Genomic DNA, 20,713 nt, shown 5'->3' with positions numbered 1-20,713 from the left:
GTTGTAGCGGAGTATTTTCACCGTGGTTTCCCCTTGATTTACAGCAGGGCGCTGACTTCCCTGTGCAGGGCCGGGTCAAGCGGCTCGCCGCCTAGTATTACCGGTAGGTGACATTACGCATTGCGTTCATTATGCAACACTCATAAACTGCTCGGTTTAAATTAAACGTAAATAGTGATTTCAGGAAAATTGATTTCCAGAGCGGGTGCTGCTGATCCGCACGCAGCTGCCATCAGGCTAAGCTGGTCGCACTGGCGCAAAGATGAAGTCATGAACACACATTATGAAACTGATTGCCACCGGAAAGGCGTTGCCAGAACAGTCGGTCAGCGCTGCCGATCTTGACCTGCGTCTGGGCTGTCGCCCGGGTGATTGCTTGCGCAAAAGCGGCGTGCATACCCGCTATTTTGCTGGCGAACAGGAGACACAGAGCGCACTGGCCGCGCGTGCCCTGCATGCGGCCCTGGACAATGCCGGGCTGGGCGTGGGGGATATCGATCTGTTGATCAGTGCATGTGGCATCCCCGAGCAGGCGCTGCCGGGGACAGCCTGTTTCATCGCGCATGCCGCCGGCCTGCCCGCTGGGATGGCGGTGTTTGATGTCAATGCCAGCTGTCTGAGCTTCCTCAGTGCCTTGCAGGTGGCCGACAGCCTGCTGCAAAGCGGCGCTTACCGCCGCATTGCCATTGTCGCGGCCGATCTGGCCTCGCGCGGGCTGGACTGGAGCAATCCCGAAGCCTCGCTGATTTTTGGCGATGGTGCCGCCGCCGCCATCGTGGAGCGGGGGGGCGTGGGGCAGGGCCTGCGTGCGTTCCGGCTGGCCAGCTATCCGGAAGGGCGGCGCTATTGCGAAATCCGCGCCGGTGGCACCCAGTGCAATCCGCGCCGTGGGGCGGTGGCCAGCGATTTTCTGTTCAAGATGCAGGGCAAGGCCGTGTTCAAGCTGGCTTCGGAACGCATGCCGGCCTTTATCGACGGCCTGCTGGCTGCCACGCCGGGTGGTCTGGACAGCATAGACTGGGTGTTGCCGCATCAGGCCAGCCATCTGGCCATGCAGCATATGGCGAAAAAACTCGGCATCGGCCGTGAACGGGTTGTCGATATCTACGCCAGTCACGGTAATCAGGTGGCGGCGTCCTTGCCCACCGTACTGCATGAGGCCGTAGCCAGCGGGCGGGCCGTGCGTGGCCAGCGTCTGCTGATGCTGGGGACCGCCGCCGGGCTGAGTCTGGGCGGGCTGGTATGGGACTTATGAAACAGGTGCTGGTGACCGGTGCAACCGGAGGGCTGGGGCGCAATGCTGTGACCATGCTGCTGCAGCGTGGCTGTCGGGTCCGCGCCACCGGCCGCAAGCTGGACATTGGCCGGCAACTGGTGGCGCAGGGGGCGGAATTCCTGCAACTGGATCTGGCGCTTGCCACCAGCGCGGAAATGGCAGGTCTGCTGCACGGCATCGATACGGTATGGCATTGTGCCGCCCTGTCTGCGCCCTGGGGGGTAGAGGCCGATTTCATCTCTGCCAATGTGCTGGCCACCGAGCGCCTGCTGCAGGCGGCTGGCGAGGCAGGCGTTAGCCATTTCGTGCATATTTCCACGCCGGCGCTGTATTTCGATTTTCAGCATCGCTGCCAGATTCCGGAAAGCTATCGCCCGCGACAGTATGTCAACGCCTATGCCCGCAGCAAGGCGCAGGCCGAGGACAAGGTGCAGCAGGCCGTGGCCCGTTATCAGGGCATGCGCTGCATCATCCTGCGGCCGCGTGCCATTTTCGGCGAATACGATCAGGTGCTGATCCCTCGCTTGGCGCGTTTGTTGCGCCGTCCGGGGGCGCGGCTGCCCTTGCCGCGAGGCGGCGCGGTGTTGCTGGACCTGACCTATGTCGGCAACGTCACCCATGCCATGTGGCTGGCCAGTTGTCAGCCCGGTCTGATCAGCGGCGAAGTGTTCAATATCACCAATCAGCAGCCGGCCGTGCTCAAGCAGGTGCTGCAACAGCTGTTTGTCGAGGAGCTGGGCTGGCCGATGCGCATCGTCAGCCCGCCTTATCCTGTGCTGCATTACGCCAGCCTGGCCTTGCAGTGGCTGTCACGGCTGAATGGGCGTGAGCCGGTTCTCACCCCTTACAGCCTGGGGGCTGTGCATTTCGACATGACGCTGGACAACCGTCGCGCCTGCGAACGCCTGGCTTATGTTCCGCCCTACAGCATGCAAGAGGGCATACAGCGTACTGCGGACTGGCTGAGGGAGCAGGGGCTGAGGGAGCAGGCTGATGGCCAGATTGCATGAGTTCAGCGTGGGTCATTGTACCCATCCGGCCTGCATGGCGCTCAAAGGGGCAGGGCTGGCCAGCCGCTGCTTTCCCTCGCGTGCTTATTTGATCGAAACCCGCGACCGCCTGCTGCTGTGGGACACCGGCTATGCCGAGCACTTTCATGCCGCCACGCGCCAGGGTGTCTATCGCCTGTATCCGCTGGTGACCCCGGTGACTTTCAATGCGGCAGATGCCTTGTCAAGCCAGCTGCAGGCACGCGGTCTGGCCAGTCGCGATATCCATGCGCTGGTGTTGTCACACTTTCATGCCGACCATATCGCCGGCCTGCGCGACTTCCCTCAGGCCCAGTTATGGTGCTCGGCCACGGGCTGGCAGGCCGTGCGCGGTCTGTCTGGGCTTGCCGCATTGCGTCAGGCTTTTCTGCCTGCCTTGCTGCCCGCCGATATCGACAGCCGGCTGCACTTTGTCGAAGCGCTTGAGCTGCTTGAGCTGCCGGCGGAGCTGGCACCTTTCACCCACGCCCGCGATCTTTCCGGCAGTGGTGAGGTGCTGGTGGTGGACCTGCCCGGCCATGCGCCGGGGCATCTGGGCGCTTTTGTCCGCACCGAGCAGGGCTGGACCTTGCTGGCCTCGGATGCCGCCTGGGCCCGCGAAGGATTCCAGGACTTGCGCGGTCCTGCCGAGCTGACTTTCCTGATCCAGCATCAGCGTGCTGCCTACTACCAGACGCTGGGCCGGCTGCATGCCTTGTACCGCAATGGCTTGCATGATATTCGTCTGACACACCAGCAAGAGGATGGCCCGGCATGATGCGGCTACTGCGGGTGATGCTGGCCTACTGGCAGGCGCGGCGGCTGCAATTTCACGACCGGGCGGCGCTGGAACGCTATCAACAGCAGCAATTGGCGGTGTTTTGCCGTCGCCTGCAGCAGCGTAGCCCGTATTTTGCCGCGCTGGGCGACTTGCCGCTGGCGCAATGGCCGCGGATGGACAAGGCGCTGATGCTGCAGCATTTCGACCAGATGAACAGCGCTGGCCTGCGGCTGGATGAGGTGATGCAGATCGCCCTGCGTGCTGAACACAGCCGGGATTTTGTTCCCACCATCGGCCCCTATACCGTGGGGCTGTCCTCCGGCACCACCGCACAGCGGGCGGCCTTTGTGGTGAGTCGGCGCGAGCAGGCGCAGTGGGCCGGCATCATGCTGGCGCGCGCCTTGCCGGATGGCCTGCTGGCGCGCGAGCGGGTGGCGCTGTTCCTGCGCGCCAACAGTAATCTCTACACCGCCGTGCGTAGCCGCTGGCTGACGTTTCGCTATTTCGACCTGTTCCGCCCGTTTGCCGAGCATCTGCCCTTGCTGGCCGATTATCAGCCCAGCATCTTGCTGGCACCGGCCCAGGTCTTGCGCGAACTGGCGCTGGCGCAGCTGCAAGGCCGCATCCGGCTACAGCCCAAGCGGGTGTACTCCATTGCCGAGGTGCTGGAAGCGCAGGACCGGCAGCTGATCGAACAGGCCTTCGGTGCCGTGCATGAAATCTATCAGGCGACCGAGGGTTTTCTCGCCAGCACCTGTGCCGCCGGGGTGTTGCATCTGAACGAGGAGTACCTGCATGTCGAACCGGAATGGCTGGATGACGCGCACCGCCGCTTCGTGCCGGTGATTACCGATTTCAGCCGCTATACCCAGCCCATCGTGCGCTACCGGCTGAACGACGTGCTGCTGGCGCGTGCCACGCCCTGTCCATGCGGGCGGGCCAGCATGGCGCTGGACGGGGTGGAAGGGCGCTGTGACGACATGCTGCTGCTGCCCGACCGCCACGGGCGGCCACAAACGGTCTTTGCCGACCTGCTTGGCCGTGCGCTGGCCCAGGTCTTGCCGTTTGATGCCGACTATCGTTTGCGCCAGACCGGTTCCTGCTCACTGACGCTGCATCTGGCGTTGCCGGAGCGGCAGCAGGTGGCCGTGCAGGCGCATCTGGAGCGCGTACTGCAAGGCGCTGGCGTGGATGTGGCAGCGTTGCAGTGGCAACACGAGCAGCACTTGCCGCCGCTGGATACCAGCCGCAAGCGCCGGCGCATCATCCGGGAGCAGGCATGAAGCGGCTGCTGCGCCAATTGCCGCCACGTTTGCGGCATCTGTTGCTGGGCTGGGGCTCGGTGGGCTGTGCCTATACCCTGGGCAGTCTGCGCAGCGGACCGGCCTGGGTGCTGCCGGAACTGGCCAGCGACCGGCTGCTGGCTTTCGATCCTGCGGCCATCTGGCTGTATCTGTCGTTTTTTCTGCTGGTTCCCGCGGCCTTTTGGCTGACGCCGCAGCAACGGCTGCGCTGGCTGCAACACGCCATGCAGTTGTCGGCATTACTGGCAGGCATGGTTTTCCTGTTGTGGCCCACCACGCTTGCCTATCCGCCAGTCGTGTCCGCACCGTCGCACGGTTTGCTGCAGCTTTTGCTGCGCTTCGACACCCCGGGTAACTGTCTGCCGTCCTTGCATGGCGCACTGACCTGGCTGGCCTTGTGGGCGCTGTGGGATGACCGGCGGCCCTGGCGCAATGCGCTGCTACTGCTGTGGGCGCTGGCCATCTTGCTGGCGGTGATTCAGCTGCGCCGCCACCTGACGCTGGATCTGGGTGCTGGCTTGTTGCTTGGTCTGTTGAGTGGCTGGCTGGCGGCCCGTCCTGTTCTGCATTCTTTTTTTCGGTATCGTTGCGCATGAATGTATTTGCCCTGACTTTTGCCCTGATGCTGGCCATCGTGCTGCTGGAACTGCTGGCCTTGCGCTACTGGCGCAAGGAGGCCATTCCCTGGCATGAAATCGTGTTCAACCTGAATTCCGGCCATATCCTGATGTGGGCGCTGCGCGGCGTCGAGGTGGCGATGTTTGGCTGGCTGCTGACCCATGCCAACCTGCATCTGGTGGATCGCTTGCCGTTCTATGCCCAGTGGCTGGTGGCCATCGTCGGCTGGGATCTCAGCTTTTACTGCATGCACCGCGCCCATCACCGCTGGCCGCTGCTGTGGGCAGTACATCGTGTGCATCATCAGGGTGAGCATTTCAGCCTGTCGCTGGGCATTCGCAATTCCTGGTATTCCTCGCTCACTTCGCTGCTGTTCGTGGCACCGCTGGCGGTGCTGGGCCTGCCGCTGGAGCTGTTTGTCGCTGCTTCCTCATTTCATTACGCGGTGCAGTTGTACAACCATAATGCCTTTGTCGGCCGTTCCGGCTGGCTGGAGGGGCTGCTGGTGACCCCGGCTGCGCACCGGGTGCATCACGCCACCCATCCGCTTTATCTGAACCGCAACTTTGGCGGCACTTTTCTGCTGTGGGACCGCTGCTTCGGCAGTTACCAGCCGCCGCGCGACGATGTGCCACTGGTATATGGCGTGCCGGGCAGTGCCGCGTCCTTCAACCCGCTACTGGCCAGCAATCCCTGGCTGGCGGCCTGGTCGGATCGCTGGTGGCCAGCAAGCAGGGCAGGTGAGGGCTGGCAGATCAGTGGCCCTTATATTGCCAGCGGTGCGGTGGTGCTGTTTGGCTGGGTGATTTACTACGTGCAGATGGCCGGCAGCTTCTCGCCCTGGCAGCAGTGGAGCCTGTTTGGCGGCTTGCTGGCCGGTACGCTGGCCCTGGGGGCGATGTCGGATCGGCAGCGGCGTGGCTGGCAGGCATGGCTGGCCCTGACGCTGGGGCTGCCCCTGGTTTGTGTGCTGCTAGGCCTGCGTGATGCCGCAGCGCTGACACTGTCTGCACTATTGCTGTTGCATGGCGTGTTGGGCTGGCACTGTGCGGAGGGAGCGGCATGAGTCAGTTGCGTTTTCAGTCTTCCCGGCAACTGGCGTTCCGACTGGCGCTGCAGCAGGCGGCGCAGGACTATCTGGCCACCCAGGGTGGTCACCGCTACGCCGGACTTGGCATTGCCGGCAAGGCGGCAGTGCTGGGCGGCTTGAGCCTCTACTGTTATTGGCAGGCCTTGCATGCCACGCACGTGGGTAGCTTTGCCGCAGCTTATATCGCCGCGTTTGTGCTGGCCATGCTGCTGGCGATGAACAGCCTGCATGATGCTGCGCATGGTGCCGTGTTCCGCTCTGCCGGTCTCAATCGGCTGCTGGCACGGCTGACCAGCCTGCCGATGGGCGTGGATGCCGATATCTGGACCCGTCGTCATGTTCATCTGCACCATACCTACCCCAATGTCGAAGAATACGATCTGGACATCGAGCCCAATCCCTTCTTGCGGCAGACACCCTTTCAGGCCTGGGCCGTGCAGTATCGCTGGCAGCATCGCTACTGGCCGCTGATTGCTGCCTTGTCCTTGCCTTATCTGTGCTGGTATGGCGACTGGCTGGACTGGTTGGGCAGGAGCAAGCTGCGGCTGCGTGACTCCAGGCCGATCAGTACGCCACATTTTCTGGCCAGCAAGGCCGCCCATGTGCTGCTGGCACTGGGGCTGCCGTTGTGGCTGCTGCAGGGCAGCGCCATTGGCTGGGGCACGGTGCTGCTGTGTTATGTGGCCGGGCAGATGCTGGCGTCCTGTTTTCTGGTGGCCATGATTCTTGGCACGCACTGGGCTGATGTGGCGTTTTTTCAGCCGGATGCTGACGGCCGCTTGCCGCACACCTGGCATGAGCACCAGTTTCTCACCTGTTGCGACTGGCTGCCGGCACCTGCCTGGCTCGGCGGCTTGCTTGGCGGACTGCATCTGCACCTGACCCATCACCTGTTTCCGGCCTACAGCCATCGCCACTATCCGGCGCTGGCCCGCATCGTGCAGCAGCAGGCGGCGGCACATGGCCTGCCTTATCGCTGCCTCAGTTATCCGCAGCTATGGCGGGCGCAGCAGCGCTTTCTGCGTGCGATGGGGGCGAAGCCGCACGCATGAGCGCATAGCGCAGCGGCACGGCGGTTTTTGTGTGCAGATGTGTAGCAGGGTGGGGCGGGCAATAGTTCTTCACACTGTTTTACAAGCGGTTACCTGCCATTGATTAATCTGGACTGGTATCAACGCACTGGAGGTCCAGTCCATGAAAACCCGAATCCTGATCCCCGCGCTGCTGGCGCTTTCCTTCACCGGCATGGCTTATGCCGATTCTTCTGCCATTCTGGGTGGTGCACTTGGCGGTGCGGTGGGTGCTGCCGTCGGCCAATCCATCGGCGGCCGTAACGGTGCCATCATCGGTGGCGCGGTGGGCGGCAGCGTTGGTACCGCGCTGGCCTACCAGCGTGATGACTACCGCGACTACCGCCCGGCACCGGCCCCAGTGCCGGTTTACCAGCCGGTGACTTATGTTGCCCCCGTGCGCTATGTCGAGCCGCCGCGCTATCCGCACTGGCATGAGGACCGGCACGGGCAATACCGCGACTGGCATGATCGCGAATGGCATGACCGTGGCTGGCATGGCCGCGACGGGCGCGATGGCTATTATCGTCACGGCGATTGAGTTGTTTTCACTGCAGACCGGGCCCTGAGCAATCAGGGCTTTTTCATTTTGCGCGGCACATGTTTATCTCATCTATCGTGTACAGAGCGACACGATGTCTGCGTTTCCCCGCCCTGGCCTGTACATGCACTGATCTCTGGTCAGCCGATGGTGGCTGGCTCACACTCTCGCTCCGGTAAGTGATTGCCGACGGTTATCGCTAAGGCTGCCGCGATAAAGTACTTGCCTGGCAGGCTTGCTGTTTTCTATAATTGATTAGCAATCAAATCATTCACATGCGAAGCATTATGAACAGTGTAGATTTACTACGGCTTGGCATCACCAGCGCCATCATGCATGCCGGGCGCAAATGGCGGCAGATTTCCCAGGAAGTGGTACTTGACCACGGGCTGACCGCGCCGGGCGCTTCGGCGCTGATTTTCATTGGCCGGCTGGGGGAAGGCATCAACCAGGTGGCACTTGCCGAGGAAATTGGCATCGAGGGGCCATCGTTGGTGCGGGTCATCGACCAACTGGCTAGTGCTGGCCTGGTCCGCCGCGAAAAAGACAAGGTGGACCGCCGCTCCAATACCCTGTGGTTCACCGACGAAGGCCGCGCCTTGACCGACAAGATCGAAGCCGAGCTGGTCCATTTGCGCGCGCTGGTGTTCCGCGATGTGTCGCCGGCCGATCTGGAAGCCACTTTGCGGGTGTTTGCGGCGGTAGAGTCCGCCTATCAGCGGCCGGGGCTGGTGGCCGAACTGGCAGCCATGGCTGGCCAGGCACGCGCATGACGCTGCCGGGCTGGCGTGACTGGCTGTTTTCGGCCAAGGCCTTTGTCGCTGCCATGCTGGCGCTGTATCTGGCCATGGCGCTGGAATTGCCACGACCTTACTGGGCGATGGCCACGGTGTATGTGGTGTCGCATCCGCTGACCGGGGCCACCCGTTCCAAGGCGGTATACCGCATTGGCGGCACCTTGCTGGGGGCGACGGCGGCGGTCATTTTCATGCCGCTGTTTGTCAATGCGCCCACCCTGCTCAGCCTGGTGGTGGCGCTGTGGACCGGCACGCTGCTGAGCATCTCGCTGCTGGACCGTACCCCGCGCAGCTATCTGTTCATGCTGTCTGCCTATACGCTGCCGATGATTGCCTTGCCGGCGCTGAATAATCCGGAAGGCATTTTCGATCTGGCACTGGCGCGCAGCGAGGAAATCCTGGTTGGCATCCTGTGTGCCAGCGTGGTGTCGGCGCTGGTGTGGCCGGGGAAAGTCGCCCCCATTTTCTCGGCCCGCATTGCCAGTTGGCTGGGCGATGCGCGCGACTGGGCTTGCGAGCTGCTGCAACAGAGCGATGCCGCCGGCCAGCCCTTGCATGCCAGCCGCCACAAGCTGGCGGCGGATATCCTGGCACTGGATCAGTTCATCTCCCACCTGTCTTACGACACCACCAGTTTCGCCGTGGTGAAAAATGCCCGCGAGCTGCGCGGCCGCATGAGCATGTTGCTGCCCATTCTGTCGTCGCTGACCGAAACCAAGCAGGCGCTGCTCCGGCAGCAGGATGGCATGCCTGTCGGGCTGAGCGAGCTGATGCACGAAGTGGCGCACTGGATGGCCAGTCCCGATCTGGGCCATCTGCGGCGCGATGTGCCCTTGCTGCAGCGGCGGCTGGCCGCGCTGAAACAGCAGATTGCCAGCGGCGACAGCTGGCAGGCGCTGCTGATTGCCCACGGGCTGGCGCGTTTGCAATCGCTGATCAATCTGTGGCTGGACTGCCGGCTATTGCAGCAACTGATTGCCGAAGAGCACCCCACCTTCCAATGGAAACCGGCTTATCGTCACTGGCCGGTGGGCGGCACGGCCCGGCATTACGATTACGGCATGATGGCGTTTTCAGCCTTGCAGGCTTCGACCGCCATTTTCCTGGCCTGCCAGCTATGGATACAGCTGGGCTGGACCGATGGTTCCGGTGCCGTGATCATGGTGGCGATTGCTTCCTGCTTCTTTGCTGCGCTGGACGAGCCGGCACCGATGATGCGTACCTTCCTGATCTGGGCGCTGGTCAGCATCGCGCTGACGACCGTGCTGCTGTTCATGGTGATTCCGGCGGCCTATACCTTTGAAATGCTGGTGGCCATGCTGGCTGTCCCGTTCTTGCTGGTGGGCACGCTGTTTACCCGGCCGCAGTTCACCATGATTGCCATGATGCTGACGGTGAACACCGCCACCTTCCTCAGCCTGCAAGGCGCTTACGATACCGACTTCACTGCCTTCTTCAACGGCAATGTGGCTACCGTGGTGGGCGTGTCGTTTGCGCTGCTGTTCAGCCTGCTGGTGCGGCCATTTGGCATCGAGCTGGCCATCCGCCGGCTGCGTCGTGCCAGCTGGCATGATCTGGCCGAAACCTCGGCCGGTCGCCGGCTGGATGACTATGCCCAGCTCACCGCCCGCATGCTGGACCGGCTGGGCCTGCTGATTCCACGGCTGGCCGCCAGTGGCCATGACCAGCTGCCGCAGGTGTTCAACGAGTTGCGTGCCGGTTTTAGCGTGCTGCATCTGCAGCGTGATGAAAATGCCCAGACCGGCCCCGCCGGCGTGGCGGTGCAGCAGGTGCTGGACGAGGTGGAGCGGCATTACCGCCAGGCGCTGGCGCAGCGGCATTACCGCCAGGCAGATGCACACCTGTTGCAGCGCATCGACGCGGCACTCAATCAGGTTCTGGCCGAATCGCGCCGCAGCGATCATCACGTCCAGACCGTACTGAATGCGCTGGTCGAATTGCGCATCACCCTGTTTCCGGTTGCCGGCAGCTATGCCCTGGCAGCCTGCCCACCCTTGCCTGCAGGAGGCATGACGTCGTGATTGGTGAAGTTGAAATCTACGGGGTGTATTTCCCCAGCCTGCTGATCCTGATGGTGCTGGCCTTTGGCGTCACCGCCGGCCTGCGCATCCTCCTGGGTCAGCTGGGCTTCTACAAACTGGTATGGCACCGTTCTCTGATGAACTTTGCCTTGTATGTGATTGTGCTCGGCGGTTTCGTCGTGCTGACTCGCGGATGGTAATGATGAAAAAGCTGATAGGCAAAGCAGGGCCGGTAGTGCTGACCCTGATCGTGGTGGTGGCGGCCGTGCTGGTGGGGCGTTATCTGTGGGATTACTACACCAATGCGCCGTGGACGCGGGATGGCCATATCCGCGCCGACGTGGTGCAGATCGCCCCGGATGTGTCCGGGCTGATTACCGAGGTGAAAGTCACTGACAACCAGCTGGTGAAACGCGGCCAGGTGTTGTTCGTCATCGACCGCGCCCGCTACGCGCTGGCACTCAAGCAGGCCGAAGCGGCATTGGCACAGCAGAGCGCCGGTTTGTCGCAGGCAAAACGCGAAGCGGCACGCAACCGTGGCCTGAGTGATCTGGTGGCCAGGGAAAACATCGAGCAGAGCGAAGCCCGTGTGCAACAGGACGAGGCCAGTGTCGCTGCCGCTACAACCGCGGTGGAAGTGGCCCGGCTCAATCTGCAGCGCACCGTGGTGAGCAGCCCGGTGGATGGTTATCTCAACGACCGCACCCCGCGCGTGGGCGATTACGTCAGCACCGGCAAGCCGGTGTTGTCGATGGTGGATGCCCATTCCTTCCATGTGGATGGCTATTTCGAAGAAACCAAGATGAACCGGGTGCAGGTCAACCAGCCGGTGGAAATCCAGATCATGGGCGAGGCGCACAAGCTGCGCGGCCATGTGCAGAGCATTGCCGCCGGCATCGAAGACCGTGACCGCAGCAATGGTGCCACCCTGCTGCCCAATGTGAATCCTACTTTCAACTGGGTGCGGCTGGCCCAGCGCATTCCGGTGCGCATTACCCTGGATGAAGTCCCGGCCGACTTCCGCATGATTGCCGGGCGCACCGCCACCGTGGCCGTGGTGGCCGTCAAGGGAGGCCAGCCGTGAGCCGTCTTTATCCTGCCGGGCTGCTATTGGCGCTGACCACGCTTGCCGGCTGCACCACCGTTGGCCCGGATTACCAGCTGCCGGCCAATTCCGCCATGCAACGTCAGGCAGCACAAGGCCGTTTTGCCAATGCCGATGGCCGGCTGACCTCCAGCCAGCCGCTTGCCCCGCGCTGGTGGCAGCTCTACCACGATCCGGTGCTGAACCAGCTGGTGGAGCAGGCACAACAGGCCAATACCGATTTGCGTGCCGCCACCGCCAATCTGCAAAAGGCCTTGGCGGTAGCCAGCCAGGTCAATGCCGAGGCTGGCCCGCATGCGGCGCTGTCGGCATCGGCCGAACGCGCACGCATCTCCGGCCAGAGCATGTTGCTGGATGTGCCGCTGCCGGTGAGCAATCTGGGTGACGAGGGCATACGCGTGGCCTATCAGCTTGACCTGTTTGGCAAGCTCAGACGCGGCGACGAGGCCGCCGAAGCCAATAGCGAAGCCAGCGTGGCTGCCCGGGATCTCGCCCGCATCACCGTGACCGCCGAAACCGTGCGCAGCTATCTGCAGATCTGCTCGGCCAATCATGGCTATCAGGTATTGCAGCAGCAGTCCGCCCTGCAGCAGAAACAGCTGGAACTGACACGCCGCCTGGCCGGTGCCGGCCGGCTCACTGCTACGGATGTGCTGCGCGCCCAGGCCCAGGCCGACAGCGTCGCCGCTGGCCTGCCGGCCTATCAGGCCCAGCGCGATGCCGCCCGTTACCGCCTGGCCATGCTGCTGGGACAGACCCCGGCCGAGACCCTGCCAGCAGCGGCACTGTCCTGCGCGCAGGAGCCACAACTGGCACAAGCCATTCCGGTGGGCGATGGCCGGGCCTTGCTGGCACGCCGGCCGGATGTGCAGCAGGCCGAGCGCAAGCTGGCACAGTCCAGCGCCATGATAGGCGTGGCCACCGCCGAGCTTTACCCCAGCATCACGCTGGGGGCATCGGCTGGCTTTACCGGCTTGCTGGAAGATGTGGGTCAGCGTTCCACCCAGCGTTTCGGCTATGGCCCGCTGATCAGCTGGACCATTCCCGACAGCGGTGCCCGGGCGCGGGTGACGGCAGCCAAGGCCGATAATGCCGCCGCACTGGCCCACTTTGACGGCGTGGTGCTCAATGCCCTGCGCGAGGTGGAAACCAGCCTCAGTCTGTACGGCAAGGATTTGCAGCGGCTGACCTTGTTGCGCACGGCGCGCGACAGTGCCAAACAGGCCGCCGCGCAGAACCGCCGGCTGTATCAGGCGGGGCGTTCACCCTATTTGTCCAGCCTGGATGCCGACCGCACCCTGGTTGGCAACGAAAGCGCCGTGGCCAGCGCGGAAAGTCAGCTGGCGCAGGATCAGGTCAATCTGTTCCTGGCCTTGGGTGGCGGCTGGGAAGAGGGTAAAACGCAAACCGGCCACTAGGGCCGGCAAACCAAACCCCCGCTCCTGTGTTGCACGGACTTGTCGTACACCTGCTGCTGTCGGCGTCGGCACACCTGGGGGCGGGTCTTCTACGAGGTTTTGTCAGCGCTGATAAGGTTCTGCCACCCCCCGCTCAGTGCAGGCGAATCCGAAATGGTGGCAATTCATGCCAGGCGGGTGTGATTTCTGTTGTGCCTGTCTGGTCGCGCGTATAGCATCGGCCATCGCCGTCTTCAGTCCGGAATTTCCGCCATGTCCGCACCTGCCAGCGTTCCCGTGTTGTTGCCGGTTTTCCTGGTAACCGATATTTTGTGCGCCTGCATCCTGGTGCAGCTGCTGGCCTTGCGCAAAGCCGGGGTGGCGGGTACTCGCAGCTGGATCGCCGCCAATATCGCCATGGTGGCCTATCTGCCGGCGCTGGGCCTGCGCACCGTGCTGCCGCTGGTGTTCAGCGTGGTGCTCAGCAATGGACTGGGGCTGCTTGCCGCCAGCCTGTTCTATATCGGTTGCGCCCGTTTTCTGGGTCGGCCCGCCTACAGCCGTTTCTGGTTGGCACTGATACTCTGCGCCCTTGCTGGCCTGTTGTGGTTCACCCTGGTGGTGGATGTGATCCGGCTGCGCGTCATCATTGCCTCGGGCGGTATCGCCGTGGTGTTTGTTGCCACCGCTTATCTGCTGTGCCGCCACCGTCCGGCCGGCCAGGGAGCGGTCGTCTACTGGCTGGGTGCCGCCTGCAGCATTGCCACCGCCTTGCTGCATACCGCGCGAGCCATCTATTACGGCGCTGGTTTGGGTAATTTGTCCGACCTGTTTGCCAGTACGCCGGCCAATGTGATGTCCATGAGTCTGACCGCCGCGCTGGTACCCGGCCTGTCCATGCTGGCGGCGGCCATGGTGCAGCAGCAGTTGTTGAGCGATGCCACCTGGCGTGCCGAGCGCGATGGCATGACGGGCACACTGACGCGGCAAAGCTTCGAGACCCGTATTCTGGCCGATCTACAGCGGGCAAACCTCACCGGCGATGCCTTCTGTTTTGTGCTGGCCGATCTGGATTTTTTCAAGCAGATCAACGACAGCCATGGCCACCAGACCGGTGACCGCGTGCTGGTGGCTTTTACCGAGCTGATTCGCCGGCACGTGCGTGCCGCAGACTACATTGGCCGCATGGGGGGTGAAGAATTCGGCATCGCCCTGCCGGCCACACCGCCAGCCGAAGCCATGCGCGTGGCCGAACGCCTGCGCCTGGCGGTGGCGGCGCAGCACATTGCCACCGACAGCGGCAGCCTGAGTTACCGCGTCAGCATGGGCCTGGCCGTGCGTGAGCAAGGCGAGACCTTTGCTGATCTGTACCGCCACGCCGACCAGGCCTTGTACGCAGCCAAGCAGGCCGGGCGCAACCGGGTGCAGGCCTATGCTCAGGATGCCGCCTGAACGGCACTGAGCGGACCCCAGCCGTTTTCAAATACCAGCTCGGCCAGGTTTTGCCGGCTGGCCCAGTTTTCCTGTTCCAGCATGGGTTTGTCGTAGAAGGCCTCGACATGGCCGATGCACAGGATCGCCACTGCCTTGGCTTCAGCTGGCAGGCCCAGCAGCGTGCCCAGCCGCTGCGGGTCGAACAGCGATACCCAGCCCAGGCCAATGCCTTCGGCGCGGGCGGCCAGCCACATGTTCTGGATGGCGCAGGCTATCGAGCAGATATCCATTTCCGGCAGGGTGCGGCGGCCGAATACATGGCGCTCGCGTCCGTCCATCAGTGCCGCCACCAGTACCTCGCCACAGTCCACAATGCCTTCCACCTTCAGCTTCATGAATTCTTCTTCACGCTGGCCCAGTGCCTTGGCGGTGGCCACCCGCTCGATTTCCACTTCGTCATGCAGTTGGCGGCGCAGGGTGGTATTGGTAATGCGGATGAAGCGCCAGGGCTGCATGAAGCCGACGCTGGGGGCCAGATGGGCGGCTTGCAGCAGGCGTTGCAGCAGGGCAGGATCGACCGGGTCCGGCTTGAAGTGGCGCATGTCGCGCCGCTCGCGGATGGCGCGGTAGACGGCGTCGATTTCGGCTTGGGGATAGGCATTCATGGCAGGAACAGTCTGGCGCAGGCTTCGGGGTTGGACGGGAAATACAGGTGCAGATAGCTGGCCAGCAGGCTGCCATGGCGGTACACCGGCTCGCCTTGCCCGCTACCTGTGGCACGGCTGGCATGGGTAAGCGGAGCGATGGGGGTGTCCAGACTGGAGTAGTGGAAGGTGTGGCCACGCAGCACTTCACCATCCAGCTCAAGTTGTTGCAGGCCCAGCGCGCTCAGGCGGCTACCCAGGCGGGCATGGCCGGGCAGCAGGCCCAGCATGGCTGCGCGCTGGCCATGTTTGTCGGCCAGGCTGTCCAGCAAATACAGCATGCCGCCACACTCGGCATACAGCGGTTTGCCGGCAGCCACATGGGCGTGCAGGCCGGTACGGCAGAGGCTGGCAGCGGCCAGTGTGGCCAGATGCAGTTCCGGGTAACCGCCCGGCAGCCAGACGGCGTCGCAGGTGGGTAGCGCTTCGTCAGCCAGTGGCGAGAAGTAATGTAGTTCGGCCCCCAATGCCTGTAGCGTCTCGATATTGGCCGGGTAGATAAAGCTGAAGGCGGTGTCACGGGCGATGGCGATGCGCACGCCGTGCAGCAGGCGTGGCAGGACCGCTGGTTGGGCGGGCTGAAAGGCGACCAGCGGCGGCAGCTGCGCCAGCGCGGTATTGGCCAGCTGGGCGGCGGCGCGCTGCAGCCGCGCTTCCAGATCGGCCACCTCCTGCGCCTGCACCAGGCCCAGATGCCGCTCCGGCAGGCCCATGTCCTGCTGGCGCATCACCGCGCCCAGATAGTTGAGGCTGGCGGGCAGGGCCGTGGTGAGCATTTCCGCATGGCGGCTTGATGCCACCTGATTGGCCAGTACGCCATAAAACGGCAGGCCGGGGCGGAATGTCGCCAGGCCATGCGCCACGGCAGCAAAGGTCTGCGCCATGCCGGAGGCGTCGATGATGGCGGCCACCGGCACGCCGAACAGCTGCGCCAGGTCGGCACTGCTGGGGGTGCCATCGAACAGACCCATGCTGCCTTCGATCAGGATCAGGTCAGCCTCGGCCGCCGCCGCATACAGGCGCTGGCGGCAGTCGTCCTCGCCATTCATCCACAAATCCAGCGCGTAAACGGTGTGGCCGCTGGCCTGTTCCAGTACATAGGGGTCGAGAAAATCCGGCCCGGTCTTGAACACGCGTACGCGCCGGCCCTGCTGGCGGTGGTAGCGGGCCAGCCCGGCGCTGAGGGTGGTCTTGCCCTGGTGCGAAGCCGGGGCGCTGATGAACAGCGCCGGGCAGTGGCGGATGGCCATGTCAGAACTCCACGCCTTGCTGGGCCTTGATGCCTTGCTCGCGGTAGGGGTGTTTGACCAGCTTCATCTCGGTGACCAGATCGGCGGCGTCGATCAGCGCCTGCGGCGCATGGCGGCCGGTAATCACCACATGCAGATTGGCCGGGCGGCTGGCCAGCGCGGCCAGTACCTCGTCCAGCGGCAGGTAGTCGTACTTCAGCACGATGTTCAGCTCGTCCAGGATCAGCATGTCGTAGTGGCCGCTGTGCAGCATCTCCAGCGCGGCGTCCCAGCCCTGGCGCGCGGTGGCGATGTCGGCCTCGCGGTTCTGGGTGTTCCAGGTATAGCCCTCGCCCATGGTGAGGAAGCGGCAGTTGTCGAAGCGGCTGAACAGGTCGCGCTCGGCGGTGTGCAGCGCGCCCTTGATGAACTGCACCACGCCTAGCTGCATGCCGTGGCCGACAATGCGCAGCCCCATGCCAAAGGCGGCGCTGCTCTTGCCCTTGCCGGTACCGGTATGGACGATGAGCAAGCCTTTTTCCTTGGTGGCGGCGGCCTTTTTCTTTTCAAAGCCGGCCTTGCGCTTTTCCACCATGCGCTGGTGGGCGGCGGCGTCGGTTTTCATGGCGGTTTCCTTCTGATTGCTGGTCTGATACAGCGGTCGGGTTATTGCTTATGGGTACATCCAGAGCGGCTGACAAGAGCGCAGCGTCCCTGTGGCAAGGCGCGCCGACGCAGACAGTACAAGCAGTACGGCAAGGAGGCGCAACGCAGCGACAGGGTTTTTGTCAGCCGCTGTCACTGCCAGTGGGTGCCGGTGAGTGTGCGTAGCAGCTCCACAATGCGCGGCCGGCTGGGGTGATAGCCGATGAACACCAGCTGCGCCTGCCGTGGCGCGGCGGTGTCCGGTTCCTGTTGCAGCTCTACGCGCTGACGCACTGCCTGCAGCGCCAGCCGGCCCTTGCCATCAACGCAGGCGGCATGGCCCTTGATGCGCAGCAGCGCTTCTTCGCGGGCAATGGTTTCCACCGCTGCCAGCAGGCGTGCCGGTTCTTGGGCGTCCTTGCTGCGAATCAGGAAGGACTGCCAACCCGGGTCCTGTTCGTGAAAATGCTTGTGGGTGGTCAGGCCATGGCTGTGGGCGGCCAGTCCGCCGTGGCTGTGGCCGTCCAGCAGGGTCTGGTTGGCCAGCGGACGCAGATTCAGCGGCAGGCTGGACACCGGGCCGTAATGGCGGTGGCCGCTGCCGCTGACTTCGTGCAGGTGCAGGCCCAGCGTCAGCCGGGTGTCCAGCTTGGCCTGATAGGCCAGCTCGATGAAGCGGATGGACGGCACCAGCTGGCGCACCGTGCTTTCCGCTTGCAGCATGGCGGCATCGTCCAACTGGTCGATCTTGTTGAGCACCACGATGTCGGCGTTTTCCAGCTGCTGGCGGAACAGGCTGGCCACCGCGTCGTCCTGCTGGTCCTGGCCGGCGTCAAAGTCGCCCGCCAGCAGCAGCGGGGTGTCCACCACCGCCAGCGTGGCGTCCAGCACAAAGCGCTCGGCCAGCTCCGGCCCTTGCAGCTGTTCCATCACCGCGCTGGGCAGGGCCAGCCCCGAGGTTTCGATCAGCACATGGTCGATCTGCTGGCGGCGCTGCCACAAGGCCAGCATGGTGGGCAGGAAGTGCTCGTCGTCGTCGTAAGCCACCAGGCCGTTGGCCAGATCGTGGATTTCCACGCCGGCGGTGTCGCTGTCGCGCAGAATGGTGCCGTCGATGGACACCTCGCCAAACTCGTTGACCAGAATGGCCAGCCGGCGCTGCTTGCTGTCACGAATCAGATTGGCCAGCAGGGTGGTCTTGCCCGCACCCAGAAAACCGGTGAGCACGGTGACCGGAATGCGCGGGCTGCTCATGCCAGTTGCTCCAGCGCGGCCTGCAGGCTGGTGAAGTCGGCAAAGCTGACCGGGTAGTCCAATTGCGGACGGTCCACCACGATGAAGGGAATGCCCAGTGCGGCGGCAGCCGCAGCCTTGGCACCATAGCCACCGGCATCACCGGATTGCTTGCTCACCACGCAGTCGATCTGCCAGTCGCGCCACAGGGTTTCATTGGCGGCCTGCGAAAACGGGCCTTGCATGGCGCACAGCCGCGCGCGCGGAATGCCCAGATCGATGGCGCGTTGCAGGTGTTGCGGGTCCGGTGCCAGCCGCACGAACCATTGCTTGTCGGCCGCGCCCTCGGCCTGCACGAAACTGGCCAGCTCCTTGCTGCCGGTGGCGAGGAAAATGCGCTGGCCGTGCTGCATTGCCAGTGCGGCGGCATCCGCCATGCTGGCGCAGTGGATGGCCGGGTGCTGGTCCGGAGCGCTGGAGCGTTCATAACGCAGATAGGGCAGGGCCAGCTCTTGCGCCAGCGCCATCAGCTGTTGTGACATCTCGGTGGCGTAAGGATGAGTGGCATCGACGATGCAGCGTGCCTGGCTTTGTTGCAGCAGCTCACGGCGGCGCTCCACACCCAGCCGCCCGCTGATGCTGGTGAGGCCGGGGCTGCTGGCTTCCACCAGCTCTGCGCCGTAGTCGCTGGCCGTGCTGACAATCACCGGCTGGCCGTTTGCCGCCAGCTGGCGGGCCAGCGCATTGCCGTCGCTGGTGCCGGCAAATACCCAGGCCGCTGCGCTGGGCAGCGTGTCGGCCTTGACGGTGTCGGCCGTGTTCTGCCAGTTGAAATAGCCGCGCGGGGTAAACATCCAGTTACGCTTGCGGCGGGTGAAGCGGTTGCCGATCACCAGCGAGGTCAGCATGTTGAACTGGCGGGTGCGCAGCTCGGCCAGGCTGACGATTTCCACCGTCTGGCCTTCGCGGTAGGCATTGTGCACGATGCCGCACAGCGTTTCCGGCCGCTTGTGTTCCAGCATGATGTCCAGAATGCGGTACACGCCTTCCTGACGCTGCTTGCTTTGCACGTTGTAAAACACCACGGCCAGATCGGCCTGGGCAATATGGCGGGCGCGGCTTTCGATCCACTCCCACGGGCACAGCAGGTCGGACAGGCTGAGCGTGGCAAAGTCGTGCGACAGCGGCGCGCCCAGCAGCGAGGCGCAGGCATTGGCCGAGGTGATGCCGGGAATCAGCTGCACATCGAAGGTATCATCCTCGCGCATGTCTTCGTAGGCCAGCGTGGCCATGGCGTAGATGCCGATGTCGCCGCTGGAAATCAGCGCAACGGTTTTGCCGGCACGGGCTTCGGCCAGCGCCAGCTGGGCGCGGTCGCGCTCCTGGGTCAGCGGCAGGGTACGGATGTCCTTGCCGGCAATCCACGGCTGGATCCATGTAAGGTAGAGGTCGTAGGCGACGATGACATCGCTGGCGGCCAGCGCCTGCTCCACCATTGGCGGGATCAGTTCGCGGCTGCCGGGGCCGACGGAGACAAGATAGAGTTTGCCGGTCATTGCTTCATGCTTTCTGCTGCGAGCAGGCGGGGCCTGCCATGTGTTTGTCTGGGCAATGCGTGGTGCGCATTGCGGATGTAAATCCTGCATTTGTTACGTAGCGGTGCTGGACTGTGGTCCTACGTCGCCGGGTTTTACTGCGCGGTTTTCCTTCCAGTTACTCACGCAAAAAACAAATCAACTTCGCGGGTTTCGCCCCGCCGTCGAGGTACTTTGCTTTTGCTTCGCCAAAAGAAAGTACCCAAAGAAAAGGCGACCCGCAGCGCGTCGAATTCCCGCCCCAGTCATCCTGCCCAAGGCGCGGCTGAACTCGCACCGTGCTACCGTCACGGTGCTCAAACATGCAGCCGCTTAAAACCTTGGGCAGCATGTCTGCGTCGGCTCGCGCTGACGGGACTGGGGCTGCGTCGAATTTGTTGTTTCAACGAACCAACGATTGCGACGATACCTGGCACATCCTAATTTTTACTGCTGTCTTGGCCTCGTCTGGAGACTGGGTCACCAACGATGCTGTTTGTTTTTCATAAATCAACCACCGTACCAACGCCCCCATGGGCCCCATCAAGCATGCCGGCGGGTGGCCGGGGCGAGGTCTTAAGCGCCTGCCCTGTCTGAGCGATTTGACGTTAGCAAATCGCGAGTTCAGGCGCGCCTCGTACCGGTCGGGCCCTGTCGGGCAGCCGCAGGCCATGCTTGTGGGGTGGCCTGGGAGGTGAAGGAGGGATTGGCCAGGCAATCCCTCCTTCCCGTCCGCCGCGCGGAAGCGGCAGGTAAATCATCATCCGCGTAGCGGATTTCTAACCAGCACCTTCCAACGAAAAACCAACAGCAAAATCAACTTCGCGGGTCTCGCCCCGCCGTCG

The 20,713-nt window shown here is 63.6% G+C and carries 19 protein-coding genes; 14 read left to right on the top strand and 5 right to left on the bottom strand.

The annotated features are described in order from the left end of the window. Positions 1-283 precede the first annotated feature (283 nt). From DBR44_RS01770 to DBR44_RS01705, 14 genes are all read left to right on the top strand, one after another. Entirely contained in the window at positions 284-1,255 is a 972-nt protein-coding gene (locus tag DBR44_RS01770; RefSeq protein ID WP_124641471.1) for a 3-oxoacyl-[acyl-carrier-protein] synthase III C-terminal domain-containing protein, read from the top strand. Then, complete coding sequence (locus DBR44_RS01765; protein WP_124641469.1) at positions 1,252-2,286, top strand: NAD(P)-dependent oxidoreductase; 1,035 nt, start codon at positions 1,252-1,254, stop codon at positions 2,284-2,286. The genes DBR44_RS01770 and DBR44_RS01765 overlap by 4 nt, the downstream gene beginning before the upstream one ends. After that, complete coding sequence (locus tag DBR44_RS01760) at positions 2,270-3,082, top strand: MBL fold metallo-hydrolase (protein WP_124641468.1); 813 nt, start codon at positions 2,270-2,272, stop codon at positions 3,080-3,082. The genes DBR44_RS01765 and DBR44_RS01760 overlap by 17 nt, the downstream gene beginning before the upstream one ends. Next, positions 3,079-4,368, top strand: a complete 1,290-nt coding sequence (locus DBR44_RS01755) for a F390 synthetase-related protein (RefSeq protein ID WP_124641466.1) — start codon at positions 3,079-3,081, stop codon at positions 4,366-4,368. The genes DBR44_RS01760 and DBR44_RS01755 overlap by 4 nt, the downstream gene beginning before the upstream one ends. After that, positions 4,365-4,985: a phosphatase PAP2 family protein gene (locus tag DBR44_RS01750; protein WP_124641464.1), complete on the top strand. Its 621-nt coding sequence runs from the start codon at positions 4,365-4,367 to the stop codon at positions 4,983-4,985. The genes DBR44_RS01755 and DBR44_RS01750 overlap by 4 nt, the downstream gene beginning before the upstream one ends. After that, positions 4,982-6,073, top strand: a complete 1,092-nt coding sequence (locus DBR44_RS01745; protein WP_124641462.1) for a sterol desaturase family protein — start codon at positions 4,982-4,984, stop codon at positions 6,071-6,073. Before DBR44_RS01750 ends, DBR44_RS01745 begins: the two co-directional genes overlap by 4 nt. After that, entirely contained in the window at positions 6,070-7,149 is a 1,080-nt protein-coding gene (locus DBR44_RS01740; RefSeq protein WP_124641460.1) for an acyl-CoA desaturase, read from the top strand. Before DBR44_RS01745 ends, DBR44_RS01740 begins: the two co-directional genes overlap by 4 nt. Before the next feature lie 142 nt (positions 7,150-7,291). Beyond that, positions 7,292-7,708 (top strand): glycine zipper domain-containing protein, encoded by a 417-nt coding sequence (locus DBR44_RS01735; protein ID WP_124641458.1) that lies wholly within the window; start codon positions 7,292-7,294, stop codon positions 7,706-7,708. A gap of 287 nt (positions 7,709-7,995) precedes the next feature. After that, on the top strand, positions 7,996-8,481 hold the full coding sequence (locus DBR44_RS01730; RefSeq protein ID WP_124641456.1) for a MarR family winged helix-turn-helix transcriptional regulator: 486 nt from the start codon (positions 7,996-7,998) through the stop codon (positions 8,479-8,481). Continuing rightward, a complete protein-coding gene (locus DBR44_RS01725; RefSeq protein WP_124641455.1) occupies positions 8,478-10,547 on the top strand; it encodes an FUSC family protein in 2,070 nt (689 codons plus the stop codon). The genes DBR44_RS01730 and DBR44_RS01725 overlap by 4 nt, the downstream gene beginning before the upstream one ends. Continuing rightward, positions 10,544-10,747 carry a DUF1656 domain-containing protein gene (locus tag DBR44_RS01720; RefSeq protein WP_124641452.1) on the top strand — a complete coding sequence of 68 codons (204 nt, stop codon included), beginning with the start codon at positions 10,544-10,546 and terminating at the stop codon, positions 10,745-10,747. Before DBR44_RS01725 ends, DBR44_RS01720 begins: the two co-directional genes overlap by 4 nt. Positions 10,748-10,749: 2 nt before the next feature. Further along, positions 10,750-11,631: an HlyD family secretion protein gene (locus DBR44_RS01715; RefSeq protein ID WP_124641450.1), complete on the top strand. Its 882-nt coding sequence runs from the start codon at positions 10,750-10,752 to the stop codon at positions 11,629-11,631. Beyond that, positions 11,628-13,070, top strand: a complete 1,443-nt coding sequence (locus DBR44_RS01710) for an efflux transporter outer membrane subunit (RefSeq protein ID WP_124641448.1) — start codon at positions 11,628-11,630, stop codon at positions 13,068-13,070. Before DBR44_RS01715 ends, DBR44_RS01710 begins: the two co-directional genes overlap by 4 nt. 252 nt (positions 13,071-13,322) lie before the next feature. Continuing rightward, entirely contained in the window at positions 13,323-14,501 is a 1,179-nt protein-coding gene (locus tag DBR44_RS01705) for a diguanylate cyclase (protein ID WP_124641446.1), read from the top strand. Here the strand turns inward: DBR44_RS01705 and bluB are convergent. The 5 genes from bluB to cobJ all read right to left on the bottom strand — a co-directional run bounded on the left by bluB (position 14,486) and on the right by cobJ (position 19,850). Continuing rightward, complete coding sequence (bluB, locus tag DBR44_RS01700; RefSeq protein ID WP_124641444.1) at positions 14,486-15,148, bottom strand: 5,6-dimethylbenzimidazole synthase; 663 nt, start codon at positions 15,146-15,148, stop codon at positions 14,486-14,488. The genes DBR44_RS01705 and bluB overlap by 16 nt on opposite strands. After that, positions 15,145-16,437, bottom strand: coding sequence for a cobyrinate a,c-diamide synthase (locus DBR44_RS01695; protein ID WP_124641442.1), 1,293 nt, complete (start codon positions 16,435-16,437; stop codon positions 15,145-15,147). The genes bluB and DBR44_RS01695 overlap by 4 nt, the downstream gene beginning before the upstream one ends. Before the next feature lies 1 nt (position 16,438). Beyond that, positions 16,439-17,041 (bottom strand): cob(I)yrinic acid a,c-diamide adenosyltransferase, encoded by a 603-nt coding sequence (gene cobO / locus DBR44_RS01690; protein ID WP_124641440.1) that lies wholly within the window; start codon positions 17,039-17,041, stop codon positions 16,439-16,441. Between the two features lie 173 nt (positions 17,042-17,214). Then, positions 17,215-18,315 carry a GTP-binding protein gene (locus tag DBR44_RS01685; RefSeq protein WP_124641438.1) on the bottom strand — a complete coding sequence of 367 codons (1,101 nt, stop codon included), beginning with the start codon at positions 18,313-18,315 and terminating at the stop codon, positions 17,215-17,217. Beyond that, positions 18,312-19,850 carry a precorrin-3B C(17)-methyltransferase gene (cobJ, locus tag DBR44_RS01680; RefSeq protein WP_124641436.1) on the bottom strand — a complete coding sequence of 513 codons (1,539 nt, stop codon included), beginning with the start codon at positions 19,848-19,850 and terminating at the stop codon, positions 18,312-18,314. The genes DBR44_RS01685 and cobJ overlap by 4 nt, the downstream gene beginning before the upstream one ends. Positions 19,851-20,713: the final 863 nt, after the last annotated feature.

Origin of the sequence: Aquitalea sp. FJL05, assembly GCF_003852595.1 — a bacterium.
In the GTDB taxonomy this organism is placed as follows: domain Bacteria; phylum Pseudomonadota; class Gammaproteobacteria; order Burkholderiales; family Chromobacteriaceae; genus Aquitalea; species Aquitalea aquatilis.
The sequence above is the reverse complement of the archived record's forward strand: the minus strand, read 5'-3'. Positions and strand labels throughout refer to the sequence as shown.